Genomic DNA, 22,164 nt, shown 5'->3' with positions numbered 1-22,164 from the left:
CTGCGGCGCACAGGGACTATTCTGGACGGATCCTTTTTTGCGCCTAAGGTGCCCGCGATGATCAACCTGGCCACAGCCCATCTGTTCGCCGGCTACAAGCGCTGGGCCAACCGGCGTCTGTTCGACAGCCTGCAAGCGTTGCCGGCGGAGGAAATCACCCGGGAGCGCAAGACCATCTTCAAAAACATGATCGGCACGCTGAACCACATCTACGTGGTCGACCGGATCTGGCAGGCGCACCTGGAAGGGCGCAGCCACGGCTTCGAGACGTCCCACGATCTGGTCTACGCCGATCTCGCCGAACTGCGCCGGGCCCAGGAGGAAGCCGATGACTGGTACTGCGCCTGGAGCGCCGGGCAGACCGAAGCGTCGTTGAACCATCCGGTGGACTTCACGTTCGTGTCCGGCGACGGCGGCACGATGAGCGCCGGGGCGATTTTCCTGCACGTGGTCAACCACAACAGCTACCACCGGGGCTGGGTGATCCAGATGTATTTCGAGATCCCGCAGATGCCGCCGATGACCGACCTGCCGGTGTACCTGCGCGAGGTCGACCCCGGCTTCAAGGCGTTCAGTGCGCCGGCAGCGGCGCCGACATGTGACGGGCAATCAGCGAGCGCAGCCAGCGTTCCGCCGGATCGTTGTCGTTGACCCCGTTCCAGACCATCGACAGCTCCGAGGGAATGATCTCGAACGGCGGCTCGTCGGCCCGCAGCACGCCGCTGCCCTCGACCAGCGCGCAGGCGGCGAAGTCCGGCACGGTGGCGAGCATGTCGGTGCCGGCCAGGATCGCCCGCAGCGGCGCGAACTGCGGCACCGCCAGCACCACCCGGCGCGAACGGCCGACCCGGGCCAGGTCGTTGTCGATGGCGCCGCCCAGGTCCCCGGAGAACGACACCAGCGCATGGGGCCGTTCGCAGTAGTCGTCCAGGGTCAGCGCGCCGGGGCGGTCGTCGCCGCGCAGGATCTTGCAGCGCAGGTCGCGCAGTTTCTTGCGCTTGGCGTTGGCCGGCAGGTCGGTGGTGTAGCTGACGCCGACGGAGATCTCGCCGGAGGCGAGCATCGACGACATCAGCAGGAAATTCACCCGGCGGATCACCACCACGACATTCGGCGCCTCTTCGCGCAGTTGCTTGAGCAGCGGCGGCAGCAGGCCGCACTCGGCGTCGTCGGACAGGCCGATGCGGAACACGTCGCGGCTGCTCAGCGGGTCGAAGTCCTTGGCCCGGCTGACCGCGCCGGAGATGGTGTCCATCGCCGGCTGCAACTCCTTGAGGATCGCCAGGGCCCGTTGGGTCGGTTCGAGGACGCGGCCGTTGCGCACCAGCAACGGGTCGTCGAACAGATCCCGCAGCTTGGCCAGCGAGGCGCTGACGGCGGGCTGGCCGAGGAACAGCTTCTCCCCGGCGCGGGTCAGGTTCTTCTCGAACATCAGGGTCTCGAAAATCACCAGCAGGTTCATGTCGACGCGGCGCAGGTCGTTGCGGTTCATGCCGATGGACTCCGGGGTTGGCGGAGTCTTCAGTGTAGGAGTCGTTGCGGGATCCGGGCGGCTTGACGTTGGATCCACCGCGGGCGCAGCCTGTGGGCTTTCGAACGAACACCGTTACCCATCGATGAGGTGAAGGCATGAAGATCGATTTGAGCGCAAAACTGGCCATCGTCAGCGGCAGCACCGGCGGGATCGGCCTGGGCATCAGCCGGTCGCTGGCCGAGGCGGGCGCCACTGTGGTGGTGATCGGCCGCGACCCGGCCAAGGTCGAGCAGACGCTGGCGGGCATCCGTCGCCAGGTGCCGGGAGCGCAGCTGCGCGGCCTAGCCGCGGATCTGGGCACCGCCGAAGGCGCGCAGGCGCTGTTCGCGGCGGAGCCGGTGGCCGACATCCTGGTGAACAACCTCGGGATCTTCAACGATGTGGACTTCTTCGAGGCGTCGGACAGCGAGTGGGCGCGCTTCTATGAGGTCAACGTGATTTCCGGCGTGCGCCTGGCCCGCCATTACGTGCCGGCGATGGTCGAGCGCGGATGGGGGCGGGTGATCTTTCTGTCTTCGGAGTCCGGCGTGGCGACACCGGCCGACATGATCAACTACGGCGTGACCAAAAGCGCCAACCTGGCGGTGTCCCATGGCTTGGCCAAGCGCCTGGCGGGCACCGGCGTCACGGTCAACGCGGTCCTGCCGGGGCCGACCTTCACCGACGGCCTGGAAGAGATGCTCAAGGACGCCGCCGCCGAATCCGGCCGCACCCTGCGCGACGAGGCCGATGCGTTCGTGCGCAAGGCGCGCCCCACCTCGATCATCCAGCGGGTGGCCGATGTGGAGGAGGTCGCGCACCTGGTGACGTACATCGCATCGCCGCTGTCGTCGGCCACCACCGGCGCGGCGCTGCGGGTCGACGGGGGCGTGGTCGACAGCCTGACGATCTGAACGGGCGGGGTTTGCCGGCGGAGTCTGACCGGTCGCCATCGCCAGCAGGCTGGCTCCTGCCGTTCAGCGGGGAAGGGGGATTTCAGGGCTGTGAAATCAGGCTCTCCCGGCAGTCCAGCGCCAGCTTCGCGCCACCCAGCTCACTGCGGCCGACCTCCAGGCTGAAGCCGTGCAGGCTGACGATCGCCGCGACGATCGACAGCCCTAGGCCGAAGCCGTTTTTCGGTTGCCCGCCCTCGGCGCGGTAGAAGCGCTGGAACACCGCTTCGCGTTCGGACTCCGGAATGCCGGGGCCGGAGTCGTGCACTTCGATCCGCGTGTGCCCCGCCGCGTCGACCCCGCGCAGGATCACCGTGCCGCCGGGCGGCGTGAACTTGATCGAGTTGCTCAGCAGGTTCGCCACGGCCTCGAACAGCAGCGCCCGGTCGCCGTTCAGGGGCGGCAGGGACTCGGGCATCTGCAGTTCGAAGCGCAGTTGGTCTTCCTCGGCCAACGGCAGGTAGAACTCGTGCAGCTCCTCAAGCAACTGCACCGGCTCCAACTCGACGAACCCCGAGCGGCGCTGCCGGTCCTCCAGCTCGGAGATCCGCAGCAGGCCGCGAAAGCGCGCCATCAGCGTATCGGCCTCGGCCAGCACCAGATCCAGTTGCGCCGCCTCCTGCGAGCCTTCGCCGGCCTGTTGCTGCATCCGGTACAGCTGCGCCCGCAGGCGGGTCAGCGGGGTGCGCAGGTCGTGGGCGATGTTGTCGCACACGCCTTTGACTTCGTTCATCAGCCGCTCGATGCGCTCAAGCATGGCGTTGACGATGGCGGCGAGCATGTCCAGCTCGTCGCGACGGTTGGACAGCGGCAGGCGCCGGGTCAGGTCGCCGGCGACGATGGCCTGGGCGCTGGCCTGGATCGCGCGGATCCGGCGCAGCGGCCGGCGGCGCAGCAGGTGCCAGCCGGCGATGCCCGGCAGGATGGTCAGCGACACGCCCCAGAGCAGCGCGTGCAGGATGATCCGGGTCACGGCGAACAGCGAGCCGTTGTCCCGCAGCAGGATCAACCAGCGCCCGTCGCGGGTCTGGGTCGCCACGGCGTCGCAGCTGTCGGCGGGCAGGGTCGGGTCGTCGGAGTCGGCGCAGTCGGCCAGGGTGTGGATCTTGCCGTCCAGCGGCAGGCCGTCGGGGATCTGCTGCAAGGCGCCGCCCAGGTAACGGCGGTGCGCATCGAACAGGCCATAGGCGTCGATGCCGCGGATGTCGAAGGTCATGCTCGCGGCCAGCGCGTCTTCCAGCTGCTCACCGCGAAAGTGGGAGAACAGGTGCTGGCGCTGCATCAGCGAATGCTTGGCCAGGTTGTCGAGGTAGCTCGACACCTCGAAGTACATGACCCCCATCAGGATCGCGCTCCAGGCCACGAACAGCGAACTGTAGAGCGCCAGCAGCCGGCTGCTGGAGGAACGCCAGCCGTCAGACGGGTTCGGCAATGACATAACCCGAGCCTCGCACCGTGCGGATCAGCGGGACATTGCCCGGCGGGTCGATCTTCTTGCGCAGGCGGCCGATGTGCACGTCGATCAGGTTGGTGCCGGGGTCGAAGTGATAGCCCCACACCTCTTCGAAAATCATCATGCGCGACAGGATCTGGCCGCTGTTGCGCATCAGGAACTCCAGCAGCTTGTACTCGGTGGGCAGCAGCGTCAGCACCTGTTCGGCGCGGCGGGCCTCGTGGCTGATCAGGTCCAGCTCAAGGTCCGCCACGCGCAGCGTGGTGGGTTGGGCGCCGCCGTTGTGCTGGCGGCGCAGCAGCACTTCGACCCGGGCCGCCATCTCGTCGGTGGCGAAGGGTTTGGTCAGGTAGTCGTCGCCGCCGGCCCGCAGCCCGCGCACCCGCTCATCGACGTCGGAGAGGGCGCTGATCATCAGGATCGGCGTGGCCACGCCCATGGTGCGCAGGGTGGTGACGATGGCCAGGCCGTCGAGCTCGGGCAGCATGCGGTCCAGGGTGATCAGGTCGTAATGGCCGTTGACGGCGCGTTCCAGGCCTTCGCGGCCGTTGTCGACCCAATCCACGTCGAGCCCGTGGCTGCTCAGTTCGGCGACGATCTCCCGGGCGGTCACGGCGTCGTCTTCGATGGTCAGGATGCGAGTCATGAGGGGCCTGCTGATCGGTTCAAACGGAATGGCTGCATTTTGCCAACATTTATCGGTGACGCTTTAAATTAACTTTCATGTTGTAGCCGCCAATGAGCGAAACCGGAAATCCCATTCACTGCCAACATTGATATCATCTGGCCACAATTTCAATCGGAAGGGACACCGTGGCCACCATGATCGGCAGAGGCTGGATACCGTTGACGGGGGTGTTGCTGGCGCTGGCTTGCGCGTCGGCATCGGCGGCCAACACACCGTGCTCGGGCAAGAAGGGCGGGATCGCCCGGTGCGACGGGGACCTGTTCCTGTGCAACGACGGTTCCATCAGCGGTTCGAAGAAAAGCTGCGCGGCGATGTTCGGCGATCGGCGCGCGGCAAGACCGCAGACGCTGCTGCAAAGCGACGACGGCTGCGCCTGCGGCACCGGCTCGTTCTGCACCGGGCCGCGCGGCGGGGTCTACTGCCTGACGCCGAGCGGCAACAAGAGCTATCGGCGCAAGTGACCTTCCCCCGGGCCAATGCATAACGCCCGCTGCGACCGTCCGGTCGTTGCAAAGTGCATGGCCGATGCATATCGGCGAATTACAGCCCATTGAAAAACAACGATTTATTCAAAGTCGTGGTCTGGCACGGTCGGTGCAATTGGTCTGATGACGAGTTGTAACACCATCTTTCATGCCGGGAGCGCCACAACAATGAATAGATCCTCCGATGGGTTTTATCCTGACTTTGAAGCCGGGGCGGGCACTGTCTCGGGCGTGTCTTGGGGCGCCATCTTCGCCGGTGCGGCGGCGGCTGCTGCCTTGTCGACGATCCTGGTGCTGCTGGGCATCGGCCTGGGGTTTTCGGCGGTTTCTCCATGGGCCGGGGAGGGCGTCAGCGCCAAGGGCCTGGGCATCTCCGCCATTGTCTGGCTGGCGGCGACGCAGATTGTCGCCTCAGGCCTGGGCGGCTACATCGCCGGGCGCTTGCGGGTGAAGTGGGCCGCCCTGCACGGTGACGAAGTGTACTTTCGCGACACCGCCCACGGCTTCCTGGCCTGGTGCGTGGCGACGCTGGTCACCGCGACCCTGGTCGCCGGCTCGGTCAGCGGCGTGGTCGGCGGCGGCCTTCAGGCCGGAGCCCAAGCGGTCGGCGGTGCAGCCGGCAGCCTGACGCAGGCGGCGGGCACCGACACCGACCGGTACGGTTACTTCGTCGACAGCCTGTTCCGCGACGGGCGTCCCGCCGCCGTGAGCGACGATGCCGTGCGCGGCGACGTGACCCGGATCTTCGCCCAGAGCCTGGCCAACGGTCAGCTCAGCGCCGAGGACCGTACCTACCTCGCCCAGTTGGTCGCGCAGCGCACCGACCTGACCCAGGCCGACGCCGAACGCCGGGTCGACGACGTGTACGCCCGCACCCAGAAAGCCATCGCCGACGCCAAGCTCAAGGCCCAGCAAGCGGCCGACGCCGCCGCCAAAGCGGCCGCCTGGACTTCGTTGTGGATGTTCGTCGCCCTGTTGGCCGGCGCGTTCTTCGCCAGCCTCGCCGCCACGTTCGGCGGTCGCCGCCGGGATGCGGTCGAGTATGTCGAGGTCGAGACCTACGCCGCCGTCAGCGTTCCCCCTGTCCGTTAACCGAGGAGTTTGGCCATGCGCTCACTACTGCTGTTTTTCCTTGGCGTGCCGATCCCGATCATCATCCTGATCGCCCTGTTCGTGCACTGAAGCCTCGTTCCCCTCAGGCCTGCCTGTCCCGGTCGTCGGATCGACCCCGGGCAGCAGGCCTTTCACTGGCCTGGATCAATATTCCCTCTCGCGGTATCCCCTACCGTAAAACTTCCACGCCCTTGCCGCTGGATCGACTACATTGCTTGCGCGCGCACTGTTGTTGCGCTGACGCAGGACCGCTGCCTGCCCGATAGAGAGACAAATCCCACGGGCCGGCAAAGGTGTAGTGCAGCAAGGAGCTGACGCAACCTCACCTGAACTTTTCACGGATGATTCGCAATGCACTGCCAAGAAAGAACCTTTGATATCCAGCCGTTGGCGCAGGCGGATATGACTGTCCACATCAACGGCCAACCCGTCACCGCCGCCATCGGCGAAACCGTCCTCAGCGTCATTCAGTCCCTGGGCGTGCGCCAGGTCGCGCGCAACGACCACAACCAGATCAGCGGGGCCTACTGCGGCATGGGCGTGTGCCAGTGCTGCCTGGTGAAGATCAACGGGCGGCACAAGCGCCGCGCCTGCCAGACCGTGGTGCGCGAGGGCATGCGCATCGAGACCCAGGTCAACCGCATCCACGGGCAGGAGGTCGTATGAGCCAGCATCCGGTCATCGTCGGCGGCGGTCCGGCGGGCATGGCGGCGGCCACCGAACTGGCCCGCCATGGTGTGCGCTGCATCCTGCTCGAAGAGGCTTCGCGGCTGGGCGGCGTGGTCTATCGCGGACCTCTGCGCGACGGCGTGCAGCTGGACTACCTGGGGCCGCGCTATTCCGAGGTGCTGGGCAAACTGCACGGCGAATTCCGCGAGCAGGCCGGGCTGATCGACGTGCGCCTCAACCACCGGGTGGTCGGCGCCGAGGGCACGCGTTCGCTGGTGGTGCTGGACGGCGACGAGCGCCTGCACGAGATCGCCTATCCGCAACTGCTGCTGGCGGCCGGCTGCCATGAGCGCAGCGTGCCGTTCCCCGGCTGGACGCTGCCGGGCGTGATCATGCTCGGCGGCCTGCAATTGCAGATCAAGAGCGGCGTGGTCAAGCCGCAAGGGCCTGTGGTGATCACCGGCACCGGGCCGCTGCTGCCGTTGGTGGCGTGCCAGTTGCACGCCTCCGGCGTCAGCGTAGCGGGCGTCTACGAGGCCTGCGCGTTCGGCAAGATCGCCCGGGAAAGCCTGGCGCTGCTGAACAAGCCGCAGCTGTTCCTTGACGGCGTGAGCATGCTGGCCTACCTCAAGCTGCACGGCATTCCGATGAACTACGGCTGGGGCGTGGTCGAGGCCCATGGCGAAGGCGAACTGACGAGCGTCAGCGTGGCGCCGTACTCGGCGACCTGGGAGCCGGACATGAGCCGCGCCGAGCGTATCGAGGCCAAGACCCTGGCGGTCGGCTACGGCTTCATCCCGCGCACCCAACTGAGCCAACAGATGGGCCTGGACCACGGCTTCAGCGACGACGGCTACCTGCGCGCCAACGCCGATGTCTGGCAGCAGAGCAGCGAGCCCCACGTGCACCTGGCCGGCGACATGGGCGGCATCCGCGGCGGCGAGGCGGCGATGCTCGCCGGCAAGATCGCCGCGACCTCGATCCTGTTGCAGCGGGGCGTGCTGGAAGAAGAACTGGCGCGGGTGCGGCGCGACCGCTACCTGGGCAAGCTCAAGGCCATCGTGCGCTTCCGTGCGGCGGTGGACCGCTACACCGAACGCGGCGTCGGCCAGACCGCGTTGCCGGCGGCGGACACGGTGATCTGCCGCTGCGAGCACGCGACCCGCGCCGACATCGACCGGGCGCTGGAGCAGGGCGTGCAGGACATCGCCAGCCTGAAGATGCGCACCCGCGTGAGCATGGGCGACTGCCAGGGGCGGATGTGCGTCGGCTATTGCAGCGACCGTCTGCGCCAGGCCACCGGCCGCCGCGATGTGGGCTGGCTGCGGCCGCGTTTCCCGATCGATCCGATTCCTTTTTCCGCGTTCCAGTCCCTCGGCACGGAGGCCGTTTCCCATGAGTAAGTTCTATGACGTGGTCATCGCCGGCGGTGGCGTGATCGGCGCGTCCGTCGCCTATCAGCTGTCCAAGCGCAAGGACCTGAAGATCGCCCTGATCGACGCCAAGCGCCCCGGCAACGCCACCCGCGCCTCGGCCGGCGGCCTGTGGGCCATCGGCGAGTCGGTGGGGCTGGGCTGCGGAGTGATCTTCTTTCGCATGATGTCGGCCAACCGCAAGCGCGAGACCCAGGGCGCGGCGGTGGCGGTGGACGCCAGCACGCCGCACATCCTGCCGCCGTCGTTCTTCGACTTCGCCCTGCAGTCCAACGCCCTGTACCCGGCGCTGCATCGGGAGCTGGCCGACAACCACGGGATGGATTTCAAGTTCGAGAAGACCGGCCTCAAGTTCGTCATCTACGACGACGAGGACCGGATGTACGCCGAGCACATCGTCGGCTGCATCCCGCACCTGGCCGACCAGGTGCGCTGGCTCGATCAGGCGGCCCTGCGCGAATCGGAGCCGAGCGTCAGCCATGAGGCGCGCGGGGCGCTGGAGTTCCTCTGCGACCATCAGGTCAGCCCGTTCCGCTTGGCCGACGCCTACACCGAAGGCGCCCGGCAAAACGGCGTGGACCTGTTCTTCAACACCAACGTCACCGGGGTGCTGCACCACGGCTCACGGGTGACCGGCGTGCAGACCGCCGAAGCCGGGGTGTTCCATTGCAAGACCCTGGTCAACGCCGCCGGCGCCTGGGCGGCGGACTTGAGCGAATGGGCCACCGGGGTGCGGATCCCGGTGAAACCGGTGAAAGGCCAGATCCTGCTGACCGAGCGCATGCCCAAGATCCTCAACGGCTGTCTGACCACCAGCGACTGCTACGTGGCGCAGAAGGACAACGGCGAGATCCTGATCGGCAGCACCACCGAGGACAAGGGCTACGACGTGACCACCACCTGGCCGGAAATCGCCGGGCTGGTGCAAGGCGCGGTGCGCTGCCTGCCGGAACTGGCGGACATCAACCTCAAGCGCACCTGGGCCGGGCTGCGGCCGGGCTCGCCGGACGAACTGCCGATCCTCGGGCCGATGGCGGGGGTGGAGGGTTACCTCAACGCCTGCGGGCACTTCCGCACCGGGGTGCTGACCTCGGCGATCACCGGCGTGCTGCTCGACAAGCTGATCAACGATGAACCGCTGCCGCTGGACATCACCCCGTTCCTGGCGGACCGCTTCGGGGCGACACCGGTCAAGGAAGAGCGGGAGCTGGAAATGGCGTGATCCGGAAGCGGCCTGCCCTCGGCGGTGGCTGACACACCGCCATCGCCAGCAGGCTGGCTCCCACAGGGGATCTCTGGTGTTTGCAGAATCTGGGCTCACCGCAAAGCCCTGTGGGAGCTGCGGTGCGACGACTCGACTTGCCAGCGATGAGGCCGGCACAGCTGGCCTCTTCGACGGCTGACACTCCGCATGGGCCTAGGCCTTGCGCGATTGCTCTTCCAACTGATCCGACTCGAACAGCCTTGCCAGTTCCGCCCGGGCTTCCTGGGCGGTCTGCAGCACCTTGGCCGCGTCGTCGTACACCGCGTGCTGGGCTTCGAGCACCTGTTCGTCGTGGTGCTTGAAGCGCTTGATCCGCGCATCGGCCTGTTCCTGGGTCAACCCAAGCCCGACCAGGGTGCGGCGGCTCATCTCCAGGCTGGAGTAATACGTCTCGCGCACCGCTTCGGCCCCCACATCCACCAGCCGGTGCACGTGCTGACGGTTACGCGCCCGGGCGATGATCTTCATGTGCGGGTAGAGCTTGCGCACGACCTCGGCGGTCTTGATGTTGGTCTCCGGATCGTCGGTGGCGATCACGAAGTATTCCGCATCGCCGACCTTGGCCGCGCTGAGGATTTCCGGACGCATCGGGTCGCCGTAGAACACCGGCACGCCGCCGAAGCTGCGCGACAGCTCGATGGTTTCCACCGAGGTGTCCAGGGCCACGAACTTGATGTTCTGCGCCCGCAGGATCCGCGCCACGATCTGGCCCATCCGGCCCATGCCGGCGATCACCACCCGCGGGGTGTCGGTGTCGATCTGGCGGAACTTCTCCGGCACTTCCACCGGCTGCACCTTGGGGCTGACCAGCCGCGCGCAGATCAGCATCAGCAGCGGCGTGAGCGCCATCGACAAGGTGATGGTCAGCACCAGCAGGTCGTACAGGCGCGGTTCGAACAGGCCTTGATCGCGGCCGATCTTGAACACCACAAACGCGAATTCACCGCCGGCCGCCAGCACGATGCCCAGGCGCACGGCACTGATCTTGCTCAGCCCGCCGGCCAGCCGCCCGACCACGAACAGCAGCGGCAGCTTCAGGGCGATCAACAGCAGCGTCAGCCCCACCACGGTGACCGGCGCGCTCAGCAGCAGGCTGAGGTTGGCGCCCATGCCGACGCTGATGAAGAACAGGCCCAGCAGCAAGCCCTTGAACGGTTCGATCTGCGCTTCCAGCTCATGGCGGTATTCCGAGTCCGCCAGCAGCAGACCGGCGAGGAACGCCCCCAGCGCCATCGACACGCCCACCAGATCCATCAGCCACGCCGTGCCGATCACCACCAGCAGTGCGGTGGCGGTGGAGACCTCCGGCAGCCCGGTCTTGGCCACCACGCGAAACACCGGACGCAGCAGATAGCGCCCGCCGATCACCACCACGGCGATGCTGCCGAGCACCTGCAGGCTATGGCGCACATCGTCGGCGCCGCTGGTGTGGTGATCGACGCCGGCCAGCATCGGCACCAGCGCGATCAGCGGGATCGCGGCGATGTCCTGGAACAGCAGGATCGCGAACGCCAGCCGCCCATGGGGGCTGGTCAGTTCCTTGCGCTCGGCCAGGCTCTGCAGGCCGAACGCCGTGGACGACAACGCCAGGCCCAAGCCCAGCACAATGGCGCTGTTGAGCGTTTGGCCGAACACCGACAACGCCACCACGCCGATCACCGAACCGGTCAGCAGCACCTGGGCCAGGCCCACGCCGAACACCGATTTGCGCATTACCCACAAACGTCGCGGCGACAGTTCCAGGCCGATGATGAACAACAGCAGCACCACGCCCAGTTCGGAAATGTGGCTGACGCTCTGCGGATTGCCGATCAGGCCCAGCACCGATGGGCCGATGATCACCCCGGCGAACAGATAGCCGAGCACCGCGCCCAACTGCAGGCGCTTGGCCAACGGCACGGTGAGCACGGCGGCGAAGAGAAAGACGACGGCGGCTTGCAACAGGTTGCCTTCATGGGGCATGGCACAACTCCAGAACTCGGTACGGCGGGGGAGCAAGGATAAAGGCTCATCCCGCGACGTACCACCGGCGCAGACCTGGTGCGACTGTCCCTCGGATCACTGTGGAGGGCCAGCCTGCTGGCGATGGCGGTGTGTCAGGCACCTTCGATGTCGGCTGAACTGGCCTCATCGCTGGCAAGCCAGCTCCCACAGGCATCTCGGGTGTTCGCAGGACTCATGTACACCACAAGGGAGAGGTGGCATCCGAAAGCGTTTACTTATGTAAAGTTAGACTTTGGTCTTAGGTTAATTCAGCTGAAAAGTTACCGAGTAGTTACTCGAAAAACAGCAGGCAGTGTTCTTGAGGCTTTTTATTGATTCAAGTCACATAATGATCAAGTCCCCGGCCCGTGGGCGGCTGATTCGTTAAAGTCGACTTGAATCTGGAACGATGGTTTCAGGTTTTATTAGTGTACTGGATAGTTCATATGTGCCCCGGCTGTTAAACTTTCGTTGCAATGATTGACAAAGCGTTTGTCCTGACTCTACTATTTTTCCCGCATCACAAAGTACTAACGGCAATTATAAGAAACCGCCGGAAGTCACCCGAGATTCAACCCGTCGGAACCACGACTTCAGGAGAGGTGGGTTCCGGTCATTCGCTTGTGTTGTCATGACATTTGCCAAGTGTGCAGAGCACGTCGTGAAGCCGCATCCAGGACGGATGGGCAGACAAGCGATCTTCAGTGAAGTTTTCATAGGGACTTGAAACCTTGTACTCGCATTCCGTCAGCCCGCCTTGTATGCGGACATCATCTATTCGATCCATGATCCGCCCGTCAGCGGGGCTGCGTCGGCCTCACTCGGTTGCCGGGTCATCTGCTTGCCCAGCGCATGCCCGTCGCCCGCAGCGTTCCGCTGAACGGTCGACGTCGGCAAACACCTCCCGTCTGCGGCCGGCCCTTGCGTGCCCGGCGCTTTCGCAGCGACATTCAAATGAAGTTTTCACAAGGAGTTGAAACTTTGAACTTTGAATTGATCGATCCCGAATAACGACGGTTTTCGTCTGGCCGGCGGAGAACGTCTGTCATACACCTGAAAATAGAACAATGTTTTTCGCTTAATGCCGCGAAGGCAGGCGTATGCGCGTTGTTTGGAGCAATTGATGATTGCTCGTGCATTCGTTCGCCTTTGATTTGTGAAGTTGCATCTCTGTTGTTTTATGGCGCGGCCGGAAGTTCCTGCTGCGGTGAGCAAACAAGCACATTTAATGTGAAGTTTTCATAAGGACTTGAAACCGTGCACTCAGACTCCATTGGATCAGCGCGTCAGCGAACCCAGACCGATCAGATGCCGGCCGGCGCATCCAAAGGAGCAGTGCCGGACGGGGCAAACGCTCAGGCCCAGGCGTCGTCGCTGCGTATCCAGCACTACGACAGCCGCGCGGTGTACGCGCAGGATGCGGCCCCCGGCGAACGCATTTTCCTGAGCGGCCAACAGATGCTGGTGCGGCTGCTGTTCACCCAGGCCGCGCTCGACCGGGCCAACGGCCTGCGCACGGCGGGGTTCGTGAGCGGCTACCGCGGCTCGCCGCTGGGTGGTGTGGACCGGGAACTGATGAAGGCCAGCGGCGCGCTGGAGAAATCGGACATCCGCTTCCTGCCCGCGATCAACGAAGACCTGGCGGCCACCGCGCTGATCGGCACCCAGCGTGTCGAAACCGACCCGAACAAACGCTACGACGGCGTGTTCGGCATGTGGTACGGCAAAGGCCCCGGCGTCGACCGCTCCGGCGATGCGATCAAGCACGGCAACGCCTACGGCTCCTCGGCCAAGGGCGGCGTGCTGGTGGTCACCGGCGATGACCACGGCTGCGTGTCGTCGTCGCTGTCCCACCAGTCCGACCGCACCCTGATCGCCTGGGGGCTGCCGGTGATCCACCCGAACGGACTCGAAGACTACGAACGCTGCGGCCTGTGGGGCTGGGCGCTGTCACGGGCATCTGGCCTGTGGGTGGGCTTCAAGGCCATCACCGAGACGGTGGAGGCGACCACGTCGGTCGATGCGTCCCCGTTGCCTGAGTTCGTCACCCCCGAAGTCGATCCGGGGCCGGACGGCCTGCACTGGCGCTGGCCGGACCTGCCCGGCATGCAGATCGAACGGCGCATGCCCTTCAAGTTCGCGGCGGCCCGGGCTTTCGCCCTGGCCAACCCGCTCGACACCGCCGTCACGGCACCGGAACAACCGAAACTGGTCATCGGCGCGGTCGGCAAGGCCTACGGCGATGTCCGCCAGGCGCTGCAGCAGTGCGGCGTCACCCTGCAACAGCTGGAAGACGCCGGCGTGGCGCTGCTCAAGATCAGCCTGGTCTATCCGTTGTCGCCGGTGCTGGACGAGTGGGCGACGCGGGCCGACCAAGTGCTGATCATCGAAGAGAAGCAGGCCATCGTCGAAGAGCAGCTCAAGCACAAGCACTACAACACCGTGGCCGACCAGCGCGCGGTGATCATCGGCAAGACCGACGAAAACGGCCAGCCGCTGGTCTGCGATCACGAAGAGCTGCGGCCGTCGCGGATCGCGGCGATGCTCCAGCAGCGGCTGCAGGACCTGGGCATCGCGGTGCAGATGCCGACCTACTGGCTCATGCCTGCGGTGACGCGTGACCACGCCTGGATCCGGCGCACGCCTTACCTGTGTTCGGGCTGCCCGCACAACACCTCGACACTGGTGCCCAAGGGCAGCGAGGCGCGCCTCGGCATCGGTTGCCACGCCATGGCGGCGCGCATGCCCGAGCGCTCCACCAGCGGCAGCGTGCAGATGGGCGGGGAAGGGGTGGACTGGATCGGCCAGGCGCCCTTCGTCGAGACGCCGCACATCTTTCAGAACATCGGCGACGGCACCTTTTTCCATTCCGGTTTCCTGGCGATCCGCCAAGCCATAGCCGCCGGTGTGACCATCACCTACAAGCTGCTCTACAACGACGCGGTCGCCATGACCGGCGGCCAGCCGATCGACGGCAAGCTGACGGTGAAGAAGGCCGTGGAACTGGTGAAGGCCGAAGGCGCCCAGCGCATCGTCGTGGTGGCCGATGACCTGGAGCGCTACCGCGAACAGGACTGCCTGCCCGACGGCATCGAGCTGTATCACCGCGACCGGCTGGAGGACGTCCAGCTGCAGTTGCGCCAGACCCGCGGCGTCAGCGTGCTGGTGTTCGACCAGGTCTGCGCCACCGAAGGCCGCCGACGCCAGAAGCAATTGCCGGCCCCGGCGGTGAAGACCCAGGTCGTCATCAACGAAGCGGTGTGCGAAGGTTGCGGCGATTGCCAGGTCAAGTCCAACTGCCTGTCGGTGACCCCGGTGCAGACGCCGTTCGGCACCAAGCGCCGCATCGACCCGCATTCCTGCAACACCGACCTGTCGTGCATCAAGGGCTTCTGCCCAAGCTTCGTGACGGTGACCGGCAAGCCGCGGGCACAGCGGCGCCGGGTGGCCGACAGCGCCCAGGTGCTGGCGCGGGCCGCGGCATTGGCGGCGCCGCTGCCGTCCCGTTCGCTCGACACCCCTTACGAAATGCTCCTGGTGGGCATCGGCGGCACCGGGATCGTCACGGTGGCGCGCACCATCGCCCTGGCCGCCCACCTGGACGGCCGCGCAGTCAGCGTGCTCGACTTCACCGGCTTCGCCCAGAAGGGCGGCGCCGTGCTGAGCCACATCCGTCTGGCCAACCAGGCGCAGACCCTGCACCAGCACCGCATCGACATCGGCGGCGCCGACCTGCTGCTGGCCGCCGACCTGGTCGTGGCCAGCGAGGACGATGCGCTGGCCACGCTGCGGCCGGAAAAGACCGTGGTGATCGCCAACAGCGCGCAGACCCAGACCGGCGCGATGCTGCGCAGCACCGACCTGCGCATCGAGACCCAGGCGATCGTCGACCTGCTCAAGCAAAAGGTCGGCGCGGACAACTACCACAGCCTGGATGCCGGGCAACTGGCGGACACCCTGGTCGACCCGATGCAGGCCAACATGCTGATGCTGGGCTACGCCTGGCAGCGCGGCACGGTGCCGGTGTCGCAGGTAGCGCTGAACAAGGCCATCGACCTGGCGGGCAGCGCCGCCGCCAACCACCTGGCCTTTGCCTGGGGCCGGCTGCTGGCGCAGGACGCCGCGTTCGTCGCGCCTTACCTCGACCCGAGCGCTACCGCAGGCGAGGCCGTGAAGACCATCGCGCTGCACGACATCAGCGCTGCGTCCAACCCCCGTGACAGCCTTGTCCGGTTGATCGAGCGCAACAGCGAATACCTGACGCACTACCAGAACGCAGACTACGCCGCCCGTTACCGCCGCGTGGTGAACATCGTGCGCGCCGCGCCGTCCGTCGGCGACGGCAGCGCGCTGACCGAAGCGGTCGCCCGCAACCTGTTCAAGCTGATGGCCTACAAGGACGAATACGAAGTGGCGCGGCTGCTGACCTCTGACCGTTTCCTGCAATCCCTGGCCAGCCGCTTCGAAGGCCGCACCCGTTTGACCTTCCACTTCGCCTTGCCGTGGCTGCGCGACAAACAGAAGAAGACCGAGTTCTCCGGCTGGGTGTTGCCGTTCCTGAAGATCCTGGCCAAGGGCCGCGTCCTGCGCCATACCCGGTTCGACCCGCTGGGCTGGTCCGCCGAGCGGCGCGAGGAACGGCGCCTGATCCAGGACTATGAAGCCATGCTGCAGCGCCTGCTGCCCGAACTGACCCAGGAGAACCTGCCGCAGTTCATCGCCTGGGCCAACCTGCCGGATTCGATCCGTGGCTACGGCCACGTCAAGGAACGCTCGATCGCCGCTGCGCGCCTGCGCGAGAAGGCGCTCATCGAACAGATCCTGCTGGGCCAGCACCCCGTCCCGATCCACCGCGAAGCCGCCGGCGTCGAGTCGTGGGTGCCGCCCGCGATCCATGCCGCGCCTTCCAGCAACGAAGCCGAACGCGATGTGATGGAAGCGTCGTGATTGCCGGGGGGGCTGCCGGCCCCCTTGCCGAAAGAGAGCAGGCCCATAACCTCTTCAAGGATGAGTTGACCGATATGAACAACGACACCATTGCACCCGACCTGCTGCACAAGGGCTCGGCGGACGACGTTCTGATCTGCGCGCCGAAAATCGCGCTGCCGCTGCACCTGGACGAAGCGACCCTGGCGGCCGCTGCGCACAACCCGCTCTCGCGCCGCTTCGGTGCAGGCACCGACGGCCAGGCCGCCTTCGGCGTGGCCCCCGAGCTCATGAAGCGAAACCGCTTGGGCGCGGCGTTCGCCGAAGGCGGCGAGGCGCAGAACGAGTGGGAACGGGTGAGGGCGCTGCCTTACCAGATCGTCGCCCCGCAGGGCGCCCTGGAGGGCGACGACCCTGAGCAGGCCGTGGCGCAGCTGTGCGAAGCGATCCCGGCCATCCGCCGCTCCAGTTCGTTCCGTTTCATCAACAACGCCGACAACTACTTCTTCTACCGCAAGTCCCACGAGCACGTGCCCGGCACGATGTTCATCGAGGCGGCGCGCCAAGCGGTCTATCACCACCTCTACCACCACACCGGCCATGCACGGGGTGATGTCACCGTCAGCGTCAACGAGCTGAACGCGAGTTTCTTCGCCTACGCCGAGCTGATGTACCCCATCGAGCTGGTGGTCGACAACATGACCCCGACCGACGCCGAATCGCCGAAGAAGATCTTCTTCCGGGTCTCGTTCTATCAGCGCCAGACCCTGTTCGCCACGATCGACACCAAGGCGACCGTCATCGACATGCGCCTGTTCGAGAAGACCCGCAACATCTTCATCCACGCCAGCGATTGGTTCACGCCGATCCACCAGTCGAAGCTGACCTGCACCCTCAGCGACAGCCAGGGCCGCAAGGCCGACGTGCTGCTGGTGGGCCTGGGCAAGGACGGCTGCGTGACGACGACGCCGGAGGTCGGGTTCATCGATGCCGTCACGCTGCACCTCGGCTACGAGGGCAAGTTCGAGTTCTCCAGCGCCGTGCGCAGCGTCGGCGAGGGCAAGTACACCTCGTGGGAATTCCCGACGTTGGGCTTCAACGACCTGCAGGTCCTCAGCGACATGATCAAGCGCGGCTTCGTTCACCTGGACGAGGCGGCCCTCGGGGCGCTGAGGCAATGACCGTGACCACCGGCAAACCGATGCCCGCCACCGTGGCCCTGCATTTCGGCGCGCAGGCGGTCGCGAAGAATCGACTGTACTTTTCGTCGCTGGGCATGGACCTGTGCGACGGGAACGGCTTTCCCCGGCCGGAATTCTTCAAGGTCTACCAGTCGCTGATGGACGGCGGCAGCGGCTTCGGTTTCCTGGGCAACGCCAGCGTGGACGCCGAGGCGCGCTACAACGGCCGTGGCCTGCGGCTGACGTCGCCGGCCCACGCCGAGGCCCTGCGCCCGCTGTTCGAGGCGGCCCGCCAGCGCGACTTTCCGCTGGGCGTGCAGCTGCAGCACTACGGACCGCAGGCGTTGCCGTCGGCGCAGGGCGAGATCCTGACGCCCAGCGGCATCGCGTCCCCCGCCATCCTCAAGGCGTTTCCCGAGGCGCGGGCGGTGGCGATGACGCACACGCAGATCCTGCGCTGCATCGACCAGTTCGCCGCCGCCGCGCTGCACGCCCAGCAGGCCGGCGCCGCGCTGATCCAGATCCAGGCCTCGAACGGTTACCTGGTCAGCAGCTTCCTGTCGCCCCGCACCAACCGCCGCGAGGACGAGTGGGGCGGCAGCCCGCTCAAGCGCGCCCGGCTGCTGCTGGCCATCGTCGACGGCATCCGCCGGGCCACCGGCGACCGGGTGCCGGTCACCGTCCGCCTGGGCATCGACGACGGCCTGGGCGAGGACGGGCAGCAAGCCGTGCTGCTGGGCGATGTGGTGGTCGCCCTGGAGGCCGCCGGGGTGGCGGCCATCACCTGTTCCACCGGCGTCAGCGAGACCTTTCCGTTCTTCTTCAAGAACAAGGACAAGGCGCTGGCGATGTCTCGCGAAGGCTGCCGCTACCTCAAGGGGTTCGTGCGCATCCCGATGGGCTTCACCGGCTCGGTCAGCGGCGTGGCCCAGGCCAACGAAATCATCGGCTGCGGCGACGCCGACTTCATCGGGTTCGGCCGCGCCATGCTGGCCGACAACCGTTTCGTCGCCAAGGAACTGGCCGGCCGCGACGCTGAGGTCACGCGCTGCCGGGGCGATGCGTTTTGCTTTCGCGACAAAAAGGATCCCATGGCCGAGCGGGTGTACTGCTGCGTCAACCCGGATTACCGGCGGCCGGAAAAACTGCAATTGCACTATGAGGAAAGCCTGAAATGAACTTCACCGGAAAAATCGCCCTGGTTGTCGGCGGCACCCGCGGCATCGGTTTCGACGTCAGCCAGAAACTCGTCGAAGCCGGCTGCATCTGCTACATCACCGGCCGCAACGAGGACGACGGCCTGACCGCGCAAAGCCGCCTGGGCGACAACTGCACCTTCATCAAGAGCGACGTCACCGACGAAGCCTCCGTGGCCGAGCTGTTCCGCGTCATCCACGACCGGCACGGGCGGCTGGACCTGGCGGTGAACAACGCCGGCGTGACCTCCAAGCATGCGCCGATCCGCGAGATGGACTTCGCCGACTGGAAACGCGTGCTGGAGATCAACCTGCTGGGCCCGCTGCTGCTGCTCAAGCACGAGACCAACCTGATCTCGAAACACGCCGGCGGCGCGATCGTCAACGTGTCGTCCTGCGCCGGCCTGCTCGGCGTGGCCAAGCAAAGCGCCTACTCCACCAGCAAGGCCGCCCTGAACATGCTGACCCAGGTGTGCGCCATCGAGTCCGCCGAGGAATCCCTGCCGGAGCGCCATTCGGTGCGCGTCAACGCGGTGTGCCCCGGCCCGACCATGGGCGGCATGAACTCGGAAGAGCGCCTGAAGGCCAACCCCGAATCCACCAAGCACAAACTGCAGGTCACGGTGATGAAACGGTTCGCCGCCGCCAGCGAGATTTCCGCCGCGATCCTGTGGCTGCTCAGCGACTCGGCCTCGTTCGTCACCGGCACTGTGATGCCGGTGGACGGCGGTTTCTCGGCCGGGAAATTCTGATGGGCCGGCCAGAGCGCGACCCGGCCCGGACGCCGGGCAAGCGGGTGTTCATCACCGGCGTGAGCAGCGGCATCGGCGAGGCGCTGGTGGAGCGGCTCCTGCAGGACGGCTGCACCGTCTTCGGCACCGCCCGGCGCGAACCGTACCGGTTCATGAACCACCCGAATTTCCGGTTCCGGCCGTTCGACCTCTCAAAGACCGGCGACATCGGCGAGCTGTTCAAGGGGCCGTTCGCCGAGATCCTGAGCCAGGGCGTCGACGTGCTGTTCCTCAACGCCGGCGTCAGCGGCAACGTGCCGGCTCGCGCCGAGGCGTTTTCGCTGGAGGACGTGCAGCACGTGCTCAACGTCAACGTGCTGGCGAACAAGGCCATTCTGGACCTGGTCCTGGCTTCGCCCCATCGGCCGGCCACCTGCGTGCTGTCGGCGTCGATGGCGGGGGTGCGCTTCCGTGCGGGCACGCTGACCTACAGCCTGTCGAAGGCGGCGCTCAAGGCGCTGGGCGGTGTCTATGCGCAAGAGAACCCGGAGATCTTCTTCGCCGTGCTGGGCCTGTGCAACGTCAACACCGGGCTGTCCCGGCAGGTGAGCTTCAGCGAGCGGACGGCGCAGTTTCCGGAGCTGCTGTCCCTGCAGCAACGGGCCCTGGTGCCCGGTTACATGGTCTCCGCCGCCCAGCGCGCCGAGGACATCCGCAACGTGATCGCCGCGCCCGCCGACTACGGGGTGAAGAGCGGCGAGTTCGTCGACATGCGCACGGTGCTGGCCCATCACGAGAAAACCCGGGAACCGTTGCCCCAAGCCTGACGAACCCCTGAACGCGCACCCCCAATAAAGGAATGTTGGAATGCTGAACACCGTCAAAACCCTCGTCGAAGCCGTCGTGCGGCAACAGGACCTGCTGCTGCCCGAGCCCATCGATCTGTCCCGGGGCGAGGACAGCCCGCTGTATGGCATCGAAGGCACCATCGACTCCATGACCCTGGTGTCGATCATCGTCGACACCGAAGAGCAGATCCGCAGCCGGTTCGGCGTCGAGGTCCACCTCGCCGACACCTCCGACCTGCCGCCGACCGCCACGCCGTTCGCCACGCTCGGCACGCTGGCCGCCTACGTCATGAGCCGCCTGTCGCCTGCGCTTGAAGCCCAAGCGAGCTGATCCGGCGACCGCACTTTTATCGAGAGGTGGATATGCAAGTTGTCGAGTTTCTGAATCACCTGAAAGACGGCGCGGACAAGCCGGCCATCGTCAGCGACGAGGGCCGTTTCTCCTACGCCCAACTGCATGAGCGGATCCACGCCTATGGCGAGGAACTCGCGTCCCGAGGCATCAGCGACGCCTGCGTCCTGCTGGTGGACAACTACAGCTTCGACAGCGTCTGCATGCTGTTCGCGCTGTGGCTGCGCAACAACGTGGTCGCGCTGTCGGTGCCCAAGGCCGACGAGCAGTTGGCGCACCTGGCCGAAGCGTCGGGCGCGCGGTTCACCGTGACGGGCGGCGGTTCCCAAGGCTTCGCGTTCGCGGCCCATGAAGCACGTGCGCTGCCGGCGACCGTCGAAGGCCTGCTGTCGCGCCGCGAGGCCGGCTTCATCGTGTTTTCGTCGGGTTCCACCGGGCCCGCCAAAGGCGTGGTGCACGGTGTGGCACCGTTCTTCGACCGCTACATGAATGCCGAGCGGTGCGGCGCCATCCTGGCGTTCCTGCTGTTCGACCACATCGGCGGGCTGGTCACCGTGCTGCAGGCGCTGGCGACCCACGGCACCCTGGTGCTGCCGAAGGAGCGTTCGCCCCAGGAGGTCGGCCGCTGCGTCGAGGCGTTCCAGGTGCAGACGCTGCACGTGTCGCCGACGCTGCTGAACCTGGCGACGATCACCGGCGTGTTCCAGAAGTGGGACACCCGCAGCCTGCAACGCATCTACTTCGGTTCCGAGCCGAGCTCCCCCGACGCCATCCAGCGCATCGCGAACCTGCTGCCGGACGTGAAGCTGCGCCAGCTCTACGGCATGTCGGAAATCGGCGTGCTGCCGTGCGACGTCAAGGCCGGCGACAGCGCCTGGATGAAGATCGAGGATCCGGCCTACCGCCTGCGGGTCGTCGACGGGATTCTGCAGGTGCGCGGGCCGACCAACATGCTCGGCTACCTGACCGGCCCCGGCGACCTGACGGACGACGGCTACCTGATCACCCACGACCTGACGGATGAGCACGAGGGGTTTTTCCGGGTTTCCGGGCGGGCGGTGGACGTGATCAACGTCGGCGGCAAGAAGGTGTTCCCGGCGCACGTCGAGAGCGTATTGATGGGCGTCGACAACGTGTCCGACGTGGTCGTGTACGGCCAGCCCAACCCGTTGCTCGGCCAGATCGTCGCGGCGCGCTTCACCTTGCTGGCGCCCCAGGCGCTGGAGGACTTCAAGGCCGTGCTGTACGCCAAGATCCGCGGCGTGCTGGCGCCGGAACAATTGCCCAGGGTGGTGTCCGTCAGCGATACGCCGCTGATCACCAGCCGTTTCAAGAAAATGCGCCATCCCGGCGTCCTCAGCGGGTCGTGAGCCCCG

General features: G+C 66.2%; 18 protein-coding genes. 14 read left to right on the top strand and 4 right to left on the bottom strand.

Features of this window, described 5'->3' with window-relative positions:
• Positions 1-57: 57 nt before the first annotated feature.
• Positions 58-651 carry a DinB family protein gene (locus CAG41_RS09445; protein ID WP_085706919.1) on the top strand — a complete coding sequence of 198 codons (594 nt, stop codon included), beginning with the start codon at positions 58-60 and terminating at the stop codon, positions 649-651.
• Here CAG41_RS09445 and CAG41_RS09440 read toward each other — a convergent pair.
• Positions 572-1,492, bottom strand: a complete 921-nt coding sequence (locus tag CAG41_RS09440; RefSeq protein ID WP_085579940.1) for a LysR substrate-binding domain-containing protein — start codon at positions 1,490-1,492, stop codon at positions 572-574. The genes CAG41_RS09445 and CAG41_RS09440 overlap by 80 nt on opposite strands.
• A gap of 137 nt (positions 1,493-1,629) precedes the next feature.
• Here CAG41_RS09440 and CAG41_RS09435 point away from each other — a divergent pair, with 137 nt between their 5' ends.
• Positions 1,630-2,427, top strand: coding sequence for an SDR family NAD(P)-dependent oxidoreductase (locus CAG41_RS09435; RefSeq protein ID WP_085637588.1), 798 nt, complete (start codon positions 1,630-1,632; stop codon positions 2,425-2,427).
• Between the two features lie 82 nt (positions 2,428-2,509).
• Here CAG41_RS09435 and CAG41_RS09430 read toward each other — a convergent pair whose 3' ends face one another.
• Together CAG41_RS09430 and CAG41_RS09425 are read right to left on the bottom strand one after the other, a co-directional pair.
• Entirely contained in the window at positions 2,510-3,904 is a 1,395-nt protein-coding gene (locus tag CAG41_RS09430; protein WP_085579944.1) for a HAMP domain-containing sensor histidine kinase, read from the bottom strand.
• Complete coding sequence (locus CAG41_RS09425) at positions 3,882-4,565, bottom strand: response regulator transcription factor (RefSeq protein WP_085579946.1); 684 nt, start codon at positions 4,563-4,565, stop codon at positions 3,882-3,884. Before CAG41_RS09425 ends, CAG41_RS09430 begins: the two co-directional genes overlap by 23 nt.
• Positions 4,566-4,741: 176 nt before the next feature.
• Between CAG41_RS09425 and CAG41_RS09420 the strand changes: the two genes are divergently transcribed.
• From CAG41_RS09420 to hcnC, 5 genes are all read left to right on the top strand, one after another.
• On the top strand, positions 4,742-5,068 hold the full coding sequence (locus tag CAG41_RS09420) for a hypothetical protein (protein ID WP_085630843.1): 327 nt from the start codon (positions 4,742-4,744) through the stop codon (positions 5,066-5,068).
• Positions 5,069-5,260: 192 nt separating this feature from the next.
• Positions 5,261-6,184, top strand: a complete 924-nt coding sequence (locus CAG41_RS09415) for a hypothetical protein (protein ID WP_085579948.1) — start codon at positions 5,261-5,263, stop codon at positions 6,182-6,184.
• 372 nt (positions 6,185-6,556) lie between these two features.
• A complete protein-coding gene (locus CAG41_RS09410) occupies positions 6,557-6,871 on the top strand; it encodes a (2Fe-2S)-binding protein (RefSeq protein WP_085579950.1) in 315 nt (104 codons plus the stop codon).
• Positions 6,868-8,277, top strand: coding sequence for a cyanide-forming glycine dehydrogenase subunit HcnB (gene hcnB, locus CAG41_RS09405; RefSeq protein WP_085579952.1), 1,410 nt, complete (start codon positions 6,868-6,870; stop codon positions 8,275-8,277). Before CAG41_RS09410 ends, hcnB begins: the two co-directional genes overlap by 4 nt.
• Positions 8,270-9,529, top strand: coding sequence for a cyanide-forming glycine dehydrogenase subunit HcnC (hcnC, locus tag CAG41_RS09400; protein WP_085637581.1), 1,260 nt, complete (start codon positions 8,270-8,272; stop codon positions 9,527-9,529). Before hcnB ends, hcnC begins: the two co-directional genes overlap by 8 nt.
• 195 nt (positions 9,530-9,724) lie before the next feature.
• Here the strand turns inward: hcnC and CAG41_RS09395 are convergent, their stop codons facing one another.
• Positions 9,725-11,533 (bottom strand): monovalent cation:proton antiporter-2 (CPA2) family protein, encoded by a 1,809-nt coding sequence (locus CAG41_RS09395; protein ID WP_085579956.1) that lies wholly within the window; start codon positions 11,531-11,533, stop codon positions 9,725-9,727.
• Between the two features lie 1,356 nt (positions 11,534-12,889).
• Between CAG41_RS09395 and CAG41_RS09390 the strand changes: the two genes are divergently transcribed.
• From CAG41_RS09390 to CAG41_RS09360, 7 genes are all read left to right on the top strand, one after another.
• Positions 12,890-16,501, top strand: coding sequence for an indolepyruvate ferredoxin oxidoreductase family protein (locus CAG41_RS09390; protein WP_256575674.1), 3,612 nt, complete (start codon positions 12,890-12,892; stop codon positions 16,499-16,501).
• 74 nt (positions 16,502-16,575) lie between these two features.
• Positions 16,576-17,661, top strand: a complete 1,086-nt coding sequence (locus tag CAG41_RS09385; protein WP_085630471.1) for an AfsA-related hotdog domain-containing protein — start codon at positions 16,576-16,578, stop codon at positions 17,659-17,661.
• Positions 17,658-18,839 (top strand): NADH:flavin oxidoreductase, encoded by a 1,182-nt coding sequence (locus tag CAG41_RS09380; protein WP_085630469.1) that lies wholly within the window; start codon positions 17,658-17,660, stop codon positions 18,837-18,839. Before CAG41_RS09385 ends, CAG41_RS09380 begins: the two co-directional genes overlap by 4 nt.
• Positions 18,836-19,609: an SDR family NAD(P)-dependent oxidoreductase gene (locus CAG41_RS09375; RefSeq protein ID WP_085579964.1), complete on the top strand. Its 774-nt coding sequence runs from the start codon at positions 18,836-18,838 to the stop codon at positions 19,607-19,609. Before CAG41_RS09380 ends, CAG41_RS09375 begins: the two co-directional genes overlap by 4 nt.
• The gene (locus CAG41_RS09370) at positions 19,609-20,415 is read left to right on the top strand and encodes an SDR family oxidoreductase (protein WP_085630467.1); all 807 of its coding nucleotides are present in this window, start codon (positions 19,609-19,611) and stop codon (positions 20,413-20,415) included. Before CAG41_RS09375 ends, CAG41_RS09370 begins: the two co-directional genes overlap by 1 nt.
• 40 nt (positions 20,416-20,455) lie before the next feature.
• The gene (locus tag CAG41_RS09365) at positions 20,456-20,767 is read left to right on the top strand and encodes a hypothetical protein (protein WP_085579968.1); all 312 of its coding nucleotides are present in this window, start codon (positions 20,456-20,458) and stop codon (positions 20,765-20,767) included.
• A gap of 32 nt (positions 20,768-20,799) precedes the next feature.
• Positions 20,800-22,158: a class I adenylate-forming enzyme family protein gene (locus CAG41_RS09360; protein ID WP_085706918.1), complete on the top strand. Its 1,359-nt coding sequence runs from the start codon at positions 20,800-20,802 to the stop codon at positions 22,156-22,158.
• The last annotated feature ends 6 nt before the right edge of the window (positions 22,159-22,164 follow it).

It is taken from the genome of Pseudomonas sp. B35(2017) (genome assembly GCF_002113645.1).
GTDB classification, from domain to species: domain Bacteria; phylum Pseudomonadota; class Gammaproteobacteria; order Pseudomonadales; family Pseudomonadaceae; genus Aquipseudomonas; species Aquipseudomonas ekonensis.
Note: the sequence above shows the minus strand (reverse complement) of the source record. Positions and strands in the feature narration are given on the sequence as shown.

What these genes read in the sequence shown, in the direction of transcription:
- hcnB (WP_085579952.1), top strand. Translation starts at nt 6,868, where the DNA reads ATGAGCCAGCATCCGGTCATCGTCGGCGGCGGTCCGGCGGGCATGGCG.
- CAG41_RS09420 (WP_085630843.1), top strand. Translation starts at nt 4,742, where the DNA reads ATGATCGGCAGAGGCTGGATACCGTTGACGGGGGTGTTGCTGGCGCTG.
- CAG41_RS09395 (WP_085579956.1), bottom strand. Translation starts at nt 11,533, where the DNA reads ATGCCCCATGAAGGCAACCTGTTGCAAGCCGCCGTCGTCTTTCTCTTC.
- CAG41_RS09410 (WP_085579950.1), top strand. Translation starts at nt 6,557, where the DNA reads ATGCACTGCCAAGAAAGAACCTTTGATATCCAGCCGTTGGCGCAGGCG.
- hcnC (WP_085637581.1), top strand. Translation starts at nt 8,270, where the DNA reads ATGAGTAAGTTCTATGACGTGGTCATCGCCGGCGGTGGCGTGATCGGC.
- CAG41_RS09365 (WP_085579968.1), top strand. Translation starts at nt 20,456, where the DNA reads ATGCTGAACACCGTCAAAACCCTCGTCGAAGCCGTCGTGCGGCAACAG.
- CAG41_RS09375 (WP_085579964.1), top strand. Translation starts at nt 18,836, where the DNA reads ATGAACTTCACCGGAAAAATCGCCCTGGTTGTCGGCGGCACCCGCGGC.
- CAG41_RS09380 (WP_085630469.1), top strand. Translation starts at nt 17,658, where the DNA reads ATGACCGTGACCACCGGCAAACCGATGCCCGCCACCGTGGCCCTGCAT.
- CAG41_RS09415 (WP_085579948.1), top strand. Translation starts at nt 5,261, where the DNA reads ATGAATAGATCCTCCGATGGGTTTTATCCTGACTTTGAAGCCGGGGCG.
- CAG41_RS09430 (WP_085579944.1), bottom strand. Translation starts at nt 3,904, where the DNA reads ATGTCATTGCCGAACCCGTCTGACGGCTGGCGTTCCTCCAGCAGCCGG.
- CAG41_RS09370 (WP_085630467.1), top strand. Translation starts at nt 19,609, where the DNA reads ATGGGCCGGCCAGAGCGCGACCCGGCCCGGACGCCGGGCAAGCGGGTG.
- CAG41_RS09385 (WP_085630471.1), top strand. Translation starts at nt 16,576, where the DNA reads ATGAACAACGACACCATTGCACCCGACCTGCTGCACAAGGGCTCGGCG.
- CAG41_RS09425 (WP_085579946.1), bottom strand. Translation starts at nt 4,565, where the DNA reads ATGACTCGCATCCTGACCATCGAAGACGACGCCGTGACCGCCCGGGAG.
- CAG41_RS09445 (WP_085706919.1), top strand. Translation starts at nt 58, where the DNA reads ATGATCAACCTGGCCACAGCCCATCTGTTCGCCGGCTACAAGCGCTGG.
- CAG41_RS09435 (WP_085637588.1), top strand. Translation starts at nt 1,630, where the DNA reads ATGAAGATCGATTTGAGCGCAAAACTGGCCATCGTCAGCGGCAGCACC.
- CAG41_RS09360 (WP_085706918.1), top strand. Translation starts at nt 20,800, where the DNA reads ATGCAAGTTGTCGAGTTTCTGAATCACCTGAAAGACGGCGCGGACAAG.
- CAG41_RS09440 (WP_085579940.1), bottom strand. Translation starts at nt 1,492, where the DNA reads ATGAACCGCAACGACCTGCGCCGCGTCGACATGAACCTGCTGGTGATT.